The sequence below is a fragment of the Chimaeribacter californicus genome (genome assembly GCF_002858675.1).
Classification (GTDB): domain Bacteria; phylum Pseudomonadota; class Gammaproteobacteria; order Enterobacterales; family Enterobacteriaceae; genus Chimaeribacter; species Chimaeribacter californicus.
Window position 1 is genome coordinate 114760 of sequence record NZ_PJZF01000015.1, and the last position, 9086, is coordinate 123845.

General features: G+C 57.4%; 8 protein-coding genes. 4 read left to right on the forward strand and 4 right to left on the reverse strand.

Annotated elements, in window-relative coordinates; translation table 11 throughout:
• Positions 1-25: 25 nt before the first annotated feature.
• Positions 26-1228: an acetate kinase gene (gene ackA / locus CYR55_RS16335; protein ID WP_101817423.1), complete on the reverse strand. Its 1203-nt coding sequence runs from the start codon at positions 1226-1228 to the stop codon at positions 26-28.
• Positions 1229-1625: 397 nt separating this feature from the next.
• On the opposite strand from ackA, the gene yfbV reads away from it, so the two are divergent.
• The 4 genes from yfbV (at position 1626) to CYR55_RS16355 (ending at position 5313) form a co-directional block, all read left to right on the forward strand.
• Positions 1626-2081 (forward strand): terminus macrodomain insulation protein YfbV, encoded by a 456-nt coding sequence (yfbV, locus tag CYR55_RS16340; protein ID WP_101817424.1) that lies wholly within the window; start codon positions 1626-1628, stop codon positions 2079-2081.
• A 129-nt stretch (positions 2082-2210) separates the two neighbouring features.
• Positions 2211-2705, forward strand: coding sequence for a YfbU family protein (locus CYR55_RS16345; protein WP_072930691.1), 495 nt, complete (start codon positions 2211-2213; stop codon positions 2703-2705).
• A 22-nt stretch (positions 2706-2727) separates the two neighbouring features.
• Positions 2728-3384 (forward strand): sugar phosphatase, encoded by a 657-nt coding sequence (locus CYR55_RS16350; protein WP_101817438.1) that lies wholly within the window; start codon positions 2728-2730, stop codon positions 3382-3384.
• A 99-nt stretch (positions 3385-3483) separates the two neighbouring features.
• The gene (locus tag CYR55_RS16355) at positions 3484-5313 is read left to right on the forward strand and encodes an SLC13 family permease (RefSeq protein WP_101817425.1); all 1830 of its coding nucleotides are present in this window, start codon (positions 3484-3486) and stop codon (positions 5311-5313) included.
• Positions 5314-5319: 6 nt separating this feature from the next.
• Here the strand turns inward: CYR55_RS16355 and yfbR are convergent, their stop codons facing one another.
• The 3 genes from yfbR to CYR55_RS16370 all read right to left on the reverse strand — a co-directional run.
• Entirely contained in the window at positions 5320-5919 is a 600-nt protein-coding gene (gene yfbR / locus CYR55_RS16360; protein ID WP_101817426.1) for a 5'-deoxynucleotidase, read from the reverse strand.
• Positions 5920-6035: 116 nt separating this feature from the next.
• Positions 6036-7250, reverse strand: coding sequence for a pyridoxal phosphate-dependent aminotransferase (locus tag CYR55_RS16365; RefSeq protein ID WP_101817427.1), 1215 nt, complete (start codon positions 7248-7250; stop codon positions 6036-6038).
• Positions 7251-7534: 284 nt separating this feature from the next.
• A partial coding sequence (locus CYR55_RS16370) for an MFS transporter (RefSeq protein WP_101817428.1) occupies positions 7535-9086 on the reverse strand: 1552 nt, incomplete at its 5' end.

Below are 9086 nucleotides of genomic sequence, written 5' to 3' on the forward strand. Positions count from 1 at the left end.
AGCAAGGGCTGGCGGTGGATAACAATCAGGCGGTGAGGCGGGCGGCATCCCGCGCAATGACCAGTTCTTCGTTGGTCGGGATCACCAGGGCCGGGCGGGTGCCCTCTTTGTTGATGAAGCCCGCTTTGCCGAACCGGGCGGCCAGGTTGCGTTCATGGTCAACTTCCAGGCCCAGCAGGCCCAGTTTCGCCATGGCAAACTCGCGCACCATGGCAGCATTTTCCCCGATCCCGCCGGTGAAGACCACGGCGTCCAGGCGGCCTTCCATCAGCGCGGCATAGGCCCCGATGTATTTTGCCAGGCGGTGGCAGAACACATCCATGGCGCGTTTGGCGTCCGCTTTTTCGGCGTAGTTGTCTTCAACGTAGCGGCAGTCACTGGTGACTTCGGTCAGCCCCAGCAGGCCGGACTCTTTGGTCAGCATCTTATTGATTTCATCCACGCTCATGCCGAGGCGGTCATGCAGGTGGAAGATGATGGCCGGGTCGATGTCACCGCTGCGGGTGCCCATCACCAGCCCTTCCAGCGGGGTCAGGCCCATGGAGGTATCAATGCATTGCCCGTTGCGCACTGCCGTCACGGAGCCGCCGTTACCCAGGTGGCAGGTGATGACGTTCAGCTCGGATACCGGTTTGTTCAGCATCTTGGCCGCTTCCTGCGTCACATAGAAGTGGCTGGTACCGTGCGCCCCGTAGCGGCGGATGCCGTGATCTTTATACAGATGGTAGGGCAGGGCATACAGGTAGGACTCTTCAGGCATCGTCTGATGGAAGGCGGTGTCAAACACGGCGACGTTTTTGTCTGCCAGCTGCGGGAAGGATTTCAGCGCTTCTTCAATGCCGATTAAGTGTGCCGGGTTATGCAGAGGTGCAAATGAGGCGGCATCTTTGATACCCTGAAGTACGGCGTCATCAATCACGGCCGACGCCGTGAATTTTTCACCGCCGTGCACGATGCGGTGGCCGATGGCGATAAGCTCGGCAGACAGTTCAGGTTTCTGGGAAAGGATGGTGTTAACGATGAACGTTAGGGCTTCGCTGTGTGCAGCGCCGGCACCCAGGGCCGCTTCTTGTTTGCCGCCGTCCATTTTCCATTTGATGCGTGCTTCAGGCAGGTGGAAACATTCGGCCAAACCAGAGATATGTTCTTCACCGTTTGCCGCATCAATGATGGCAAATTTTAACGAAGAGCTGCCACAATTAAGAACCAGTACTAGCTTACTCGACATGGAAGTACCTATTTTAGTTCGTGTTGTCCGCCATCGGGCAGAAACAAAACACGTGGTTAATAAATCATCAGTCTGACATCAAGCGTAGCGCATAATGACGTTGACAATTATGATTAACATCATGCAGCCGTCGTTTCTCGCCGCAATGAATAAAAATCGCTGATGTTGCTCGAAATGTGTTCAGAAACGTACAACAATTACTCAATCCCGGTGAACCGCCACCGCATGACATGCCGGTAAACAGAAGCAAGCTGCTTTCCCATGTGCCACCCAGCCGACAGGCCGGGGTAGGATAACGTTCAGGCCAGTGAAAGACAAAATAAATTTGAATGTGCTAAATTTTGTTTTGTGCATTGCAAGTTTTTTTTAATCTTTATTAAAGAAGTTGAGGTGCTGTATGACAAGTAAGCCGTCCGGTTCTGTCAGCTGGTTTCAGATTTTCCAGCGTGGGCAGCACTATATGAAAACCTGGCCCGCCGATAAGCGGCTGGCACCGGTATTCCCTGAAAACCGTGTTGCCCGCGCCACCCGCTTCTCTATCACCTTTATGCCGCCGCTGGCGATTTTTACGCTGACCTGGCAAATCGCCCTCGGCGGCCAGCTGGGGCCGGCGATTGCCACCGCCCTGTTTGCCTGCAGCCTGCCGATGCAGGGGCTGTGGTGGCTGGGCCGCCGTTCGCTGACGCCTCTGCCGCCAACGCTGCTGCACTGGTTCCATGAGGTGCGCCAGCGCCTGACAGAAGCCGGCCAGGCACTGGCACCGGTCGAGGGCACCCCGACCTACCAGACGCTGGCCGATGTTCTGAAGCGTGCTTTTAAGCAACTGGATAAGACCTTCCTCGACGACTTGTAACGATCGGCAGGAACCGGGGCAGGGATGCAAAAACCCTGTCTGCATCAAACAAACGCCGGCTATTTCGCCGCCGGCGGCTCCAGTGTGCGATGCTGCCGCCATTATGATGCCACGACCCAGGAGTCCATGATGGAAATGACCAACGCCCAGCGCCTTATCCTCTCCAACCAATACCAGATGATGGCCATGCTCAACCCCGAGCAGGCCGAGCGTTACCGCCGTTTGCAAACCATTATTGAACGTGGCTACGGCTTGCAGATGCGCGAGCTGGACCACGAGTTCGGCGCGCTGCCGGAAGAGGTGTGCCGCACCATCATCACGATTATGGAGATGCACCATGCGCTCCAGGTCTCCTGGGAATTACTTAAAGAGAAAGGCGATGTTGACCCGCGCCGGCTGGCCTTCCTGGGCTTTGATGCTGCCACAGAGGCGCGTTATCTCGGCTATGTGCGTTTCCTGGTGCATACCGAAGGGCGTTATGTGCAGTTTGACGCCGGAACACACGGCTTTAATGCCCAGACGAAAATGTGGGACAAATATCAACGTATGCTGGCTGCCTGGAGCGCCTGCCCGCGTCAATACCATCTGAGTGCGGTTGAGATCGCGCAAATTATCAATGCCTGACCGATAGGGAGAGAGTATGCCTTTGGAGTGCAAAGGGTTTCTGTTTGATCTGGACGGAACATTAGTGGATTCACTGCCGGCCGTAGAGCGCGCCTGGACTAACTGGGCGAACCGCCGCGGCGTGTCGCCGGAGGCGGTGCTGGACTTTATCCATGGAAAACAGGCCATCACCTCACTGCGCCATTTTATGCCGGGTGAAAGTGAAGAGGCGATCCAGCAGGAGTTTCTGGCGCTGGAGCAGATCGAAGCCTCAGATACCCAGGGCGTGCGCGCACTGCCCGGCGCGGTGCAGCTGTTAACACAGCTCGATGAGCTGGGCATTCCCTGGGCGATCGTGACGTCTGGTTCGGTGCCGGTCGCCCATGCGCGCCATGCCGCAGCCGGGTTGCCGTCGCCGAAGGTCTTTATCACGGCGGAGCAGGTCAAACACGGCAAGCCCGAGCCTGACGCATACCTGTTGGGCGCGGAGAAACTGGGGCTGCCGCCGGAGCACTGCGTGGTGGTTGAAGATGCGCCGGCCGGGCTGCACTCCGGCCTGGCTGCCGGCTGCCGGGTGGTGGCCGTGAACGCCCCGTCTGACACGCCGAAACTGAATCAGGTTGATATCGTCCTGACCACGCTGGAGGCGCTGCAGGTGCAGAAACAGGGTGAGCAGATCACGGTCAGCACCTCACACTGAGTTATGAGTTATCTGCCGTAAACATGATTACGCCCCGCACCCGCGGGGCTTTTTTATGCGATGCTCTGGCCCACTTTTTTCTGACCAGGGAGATATCGCGTGACCGGCCAACTTTTCTGGGTAGCCTGCCTGTTACTGAGTGCCGTATGTCTGTTTGCCACCAACAAATTGCGGATGGATGTGGTCGCCTTGCTGGTGATTGTGGCCTTTGTGCTGGGCGGTACCCTGACGGTTAACGAAGCACTGGCGGGATTCAGCGATCCAAACGTCATTCTGATCGCCGCGTTGTTTGTGATTGGGCAGGGGCTGGTGCGCACCGGGGTGGCTTATCAGCTCGGCGACTGGCTGGTGCGGGTGGCCGGCAGCAGTGAAATCCGCATGATGGTGCTGCTGATGGTCACCGTGGCCGGGCTGGGGGCGTTTATGAGTTCCACCGGCGTGGTGGCGATTTTTATCCCGGTGGTGCTGAGCGTGGCCGCGCGCATGAAATCTGACCCCGCACGGTTGATGATGCCGCTGAGCTTTGCCGGGCTTATCAGCGGCATGATGACGCTGGTGGCGACACCGCCCAATATGGTCGTCAACAGTGAGCTGCTGCGGGAAGGGATCAAAGGGTTCGGTTTTTTTGACGTCACCCCGGTGGGGATCGTGGTGCTGGTGTTGGGGATCCTTTACATGCTGGTGGCGCGCCGCTGGTTGGGGCGGGATACGCAGGTTCCCCAGGAGAAATGGGCGCGCCGTACTTTCCGTGACCTGATCCGCGATTACCGCCTCGCCGGGCGTGCGCGGCGGCTGGCGGTGCGTGAAGGCTCCCCGCTGATTGGCCGGGCGCTGGATGACCTCAACCTGCGGGCTAAATACCATGCCAATATTGTCGGGATTGAGCGCTGGCGTAAATTCCGCCGGGTCATGGTCAGTGCGACCGGCAATACCGAACTACGGGCGCGGGATGTGCTGCTGGTGGACATGGCTGACCCGGGAATCGATGTGCGGACGTTTTGCAGTGAGCAACAGCTGGAGCCGATGGTCCTGCGCGGTGACTATTTTTCTGAGCAATCACGCGCCGTGGGCATGGCGGAAGTTTCGCTGATCCCGGATTCAGAATTGCTGGGGAAAAGCCTGCGCGACGTCACCTTCCGCAGCCGCTATGGCCTGAACGTGGTGGGCCTGCGCCGGCAGGGCGAGGCACTGCCGGGCGTGCTGGTGGATGAGGAACTGATGCTGGGGGATGTGCTGCTGGTAATTGGTGACTGGAAACTGATCCGCCAGCTTCAGCAACAGACCCGTGATTTCATTGTGCTGAATCTGCCGGCGGAGGTGGATGAAGTTGCCCCGGCGGTCAGCCAGGCACCGCATGCGCTGTTTTGCCTGGCGTTGATGGTGGCCCTGATGGTCACGGATGAGGTGCCGAATGCCGTCGCCGCGCTGGTCGCCTGTTTGCTGATGGGCAAATTCCGCTGCATCGATATGGAAAGTGCCTACCGGGCGATTCACTGGCCGAGCCTGATTCTGATTGTCGGGATGATGCCGTTTGCCGTCGCGCTGCAAAAAACCGGCGGTATCGACCTGATCGTGCGCGGGCTGATGGAACTCACCGGGGAGGCCGGGCCGCAAATGATGCTGCTCAGCCTGTTTGTGCTGTGCGCCTTGATTGGGCTGTTTATCTCCAATACCGCCACGGCGGTGCTGATGGCACCGATCGCCATCGCGGCCGCCAGGGAGATGGGGGTATCGCCTTATCCGTTTACGCTGGCGATCGCGATTGCTGCCTCCGCTGCGTTTATGACGCCGGTCTCCTCACCGGTGAACACGCTGGTGATGGTGCCGGGGAACTACCGGTTTGGCGACTTCGTGCGGGTGGGGGTGCCGTTCACGTTACTGGTGATGGGCGTCAGCCTGTTCCTGATCCCCTGGCTGTTCCCGTTTTAATACGCGTTACAGGGCGTTATCCAGGCTGATTTCATCCAGTGACAAACTGAAGCTCGGCACAAAAATGGTCATGAAATAGGCCATTTCCGGGCTGTGGCGCAGCGCCAGGGTTTTCTCCAGCCGCGCCTTGGCCAGGGTAAATTCATTGTTCCCGGCGGACAGCTCCTCCAGGCATTTCAGGTAGGCGCAGAGCGCGTCTGCCTGCTTGACCACATGCTTCTCCTCTTCGCTGTAGCACTGTTCATCCAGCAGCGGGCGGAAGTCGTTCTGCAACTCTTCAGGCAGCATTTCCAGCAGTTTTTGCTGGGCGATCTTCTCAATCTTTTTGTATTCGTGGGCAATCTGCGGGTTGTAGTACTTAACCGGCGTCGGCAGGTCACCGGTGATCACTTCACTGGCATCGTGGTACATCGCCAGCAGGGCCACGCGCTCCGCACTGAGGTTACCGTTGAATTTCCGGTTCTTAATCACCGCCAGGGCGTGGGCCACAAACGCCACCTGCAGGCTGTGCTCAGAGACGTTTTCTGTCCGCACATTGCGCATCAGCGGCCAGCGGTTGATCAGTTTCAGGCGGGAAAGGTGGGCAAAGAAATGGCTCTGGCTCATGAGGGCGCTCTCAACAACGGCAAGGGAGGGCCTCATTGTGCGCATTCACCGGGGAAGATGCAAACAGACAGGGGCCGCAAACGCGGCCCCTGACAGAGGAAAAACGGGGGGATACGTTACTGGCGGTAATTTTCCAGGAAGCGGCCCAGCTTGTTAACGGCCATCTCCAGGTCATCTACCCGCGGCAGGGTCACGATACGCACATGGTCAGGATGCGGCCAGTTAAACGCTGTTCCCTGCACCAGCAGCACTTTTTCCTGCAACAGCAGATCCAGCACCATTTTCTGGTCGTCATGAATGTTAAAGCGTTTGGCATCAATACGCGGGAACATATAGAGCGCGCCGCGCGGTTTCACGCAGGAGACGCCGGGGATGTCGTTAATCAGCTCCCACGCCCGGTTACGCTGCTCCACCAGACGGCCGCCCGGCTGGATAAACTCGCTGATGCTCTGGTAGCCGCCCAGCGCGGTCTGAATAGCGTGTTGCATCGGCACGTTGGCGCACAGGCGCATAGAGGCCAGCATCTCCAGCCCCTCGATGTAGCCTTTGGCATGCTTTTTCGGCCCGTTCAGTACCATCCAGCCCTGACGGAAGCCCGCCACGCGGTAGGTTTTGGAGAGGCCGTTAAAGGTGACGGTCAACAGATCCGGTGCCAGCGAGGCGATAGAGATATGTTCGGCGTCATCGTACAGAATCTTGTCGTAGATCTCGTCGGCGAATATGATCAGGTTATGCTGGCGGGCCAGCTCCACGATCTCCATCAGCAACTCTTTGCTGTAGACCGCCCCGGTTGGGTTGTTCGGGTTGATGATCACAATGCCGCGGGTACGCGGGGTAATTTTGCTGCGGATGTCGTCCAGGTCCGGGAACCAGTCGGCACTTTCGTCACACAGGTAGTGCACCGCTTTGCCGCTGGAGAGCGACACCGCCGCCGTCCAGAGCGGGTAGTCCGGCGCGGGCACCAGCATCTCATCACCCAGGTTCAGCAGTGCCTGCATTGATTGCACAATCAGCTCAGACACGCCGTTACCGATGTAAATGTCTTCTACGGTAATGTCACGCATATTGCGCGCCTGATAGTGCTGCATGATCGCTTTACGCGCCGAGAACAGCCCTTTGGAGTCACAGTAACCTTGTGCCGTCGGCAGATTACGGATGACATCCACCAGGATTTCATCCGGTGCCTCAAAACCGAATGGGGCAGGGTTGCCGATGTTCAGTTTCAGGACTTTATTGCCTTCTTCTTCGAGACGTTTTGCTTCTTTGAGCACCGGACCGCGGATGTCGTAACAGACATTGTCCAGTTTGCTGGATTTTTCAATGGGGGACATAAACAAGTGAGCCTTTTGCCGGAGTAGCGTGTCCCTACCGTGGAACACTGCAATCTGCACAATGTACTCCGACCGCCGGGCCTTTTGAAGGGTAGCGCTCCGCTTTGGTGCAATTGGTTGTTGGGAAGGGTGCAGCTAATCAAAGCCAAACCCAAAAGCGGGCCTGACCAGATTATTATTTTATTAAGATAGGTTTTGGCGGAATTAAATAACGCGTATTGCGCTCCGGCGTAAAGATAACGCGCCAACGCCCCCGCGTTGTTTACGGGGGCGGGGCAGGGCCATCAGACCGGGCGCTGGTTCAGCTTCTGTTGGGCACGCTGGCGGCTCTGGTAACCGATGTTGTTATTACCCCACAATGTTTCATAAGGCATACCTGCCAGCAGCTCGACCGTCGCGCGTGCCTGCGGTGACACCTGATCCGGCACCGGGCCACCCGCCTCTTTCATTCTCAGCGTCTCTTCCCGCAGGGTATTGTGCGTTTGCAGATTGAGTTTGAACCGCAGCGAGATAAAGAAGCCACACGCCAGCACCAGGACGGTGCCCACGCTGAGGATCAGCAAAATGGTGTTACGCACTTCCGGCACCTGTTCACTCTGGCCGGAGACGAAACCGCCCAGTTGCATCGCAATACCAACCAGCATAATGGCACCGGCCTGCGAGGCTTTGCGCGTCAGAGTCATGATGCCGGCAAAAATCCCTTCGCGCCGCTGCCCGGTGACCACTTCATCGACATCGGCAATATAGGTATAGATGTTCCACGGCACATAGTTGATGCCGCCACGGCCCAGGCCCGCCACGGCGGAGATAAACAGCAGCGCGGTCATGCTGTCGTGCATGTTGCTGTAATAAAGTACTGCATAAGATAAGGCGCTCAGCCCAAACAGGGTGACGACCATGCGGTAAGACGGCGCAGGCCCCAGGCGGATACAGAGTGGGATCATGGCGATGACGGCCAGGAATTGCAGAATAGCCATGGTGCCCATCAGGTTGGACGCCACGGTAGCGCTCTGCATCAGCACAAACACGACGTAGTACGTGAATACGGCGTTAAAGACATCCTGCGCGATGTAGCCGCCCAGATACATGCCTAAATGCTGGCGGAAAATCCGGATGCGGAAAGTAGAGGAGAGTTCAATTAACAGGCGGCGTAAACTCTGCCCTAAGGTCAGTTGCTGGTTGGCGCGTTCTGCCTGTAATTGGGCTTCTGACATCTCCTCGCGTGGGCGCTCCCAGGTAAAGCAATAGACCAGCGTCAGGACGACAGCGCAAATTACCGAGAAAACCAGGCTGGCATAGAAAAAGGAGACCGCATTATCTTTGCCGAAAATACCCAGCAGAATGCCGGGCAGAAATGCCGCCAGAATGGCCGAGAGCTGTGCCATGGCAATACGCGCGCCGGAGAATTTCGTTTTCTGTTTAAAGTCATCGGTCATTTCCGGCACCAGGGTTTCGTAAGGCACCAGAATCATGGTGTAAACCACATCAAAGAACAGATAGGTCAATAGATAGTACCAGTAGCCCATATCACCTACCCACATCAGGCTGTAACTGAAGACCATCGGGATGCCCAGCAAAATAAAGAACTTACGGCGGCCAAAGCGTTTACCCAGCCAGGTGGCGCCAAAATTATCGGTTAAAAACCCCATCAGCGGGCTGACCACCGCATCCAGTACCCGCGCCATGGCAAAAATAAAGGTGGCTTCAATGGGTGTCAGGCCACAAAATGTTGTGTAAAAATAGAGCAGCCAGGCGGCCGTCAGTGCCGTGGTCCCGGCGCCCAGAAAATCACCGGATCCATATGATAGATAATGGTGTAATCCTATTTTCCGTTTT

Excerpts from the sequence above, each read along its gene's own strand:
- yfbV (WP_101817424.1), top strand. The coding sequence starts at position 1,626 with ATGACAAGTAAGCCGTCCGGTTCTGTCAGCTGGTTTCAGATTTTCCAG.
- CYR55_RS16365 (WP_101817427.1), bottom strand. The coding sequence starts at position 7,250 with ATGTCCCCCATTGAAAAATCCAGCAAACTGGACAATGTCTGTTACGAC.
- yfbR (WP_101817426.1), bottom strand. The coding sequence starts at position 5,919 with ATGAGCCAGAGCCATTTCTTTGCCCACCTTTCCCGCCTGAAACTGATC.
- ackA (WP_101817423.1), bottom strand. The coding sequence starts at position 1,228 with ATGTCGAGTAAGCTAGTACTGGTTCTTAATTGTGGCAGCTCTTCGTTA.
- CYR55_RS16345 (WP_072930691.1), top strand. The coding sequence starts at position 2,211 with ATGGAAATGACCAACGCCCAGCGCCTTATCCTCTCCAACCAATACCAG.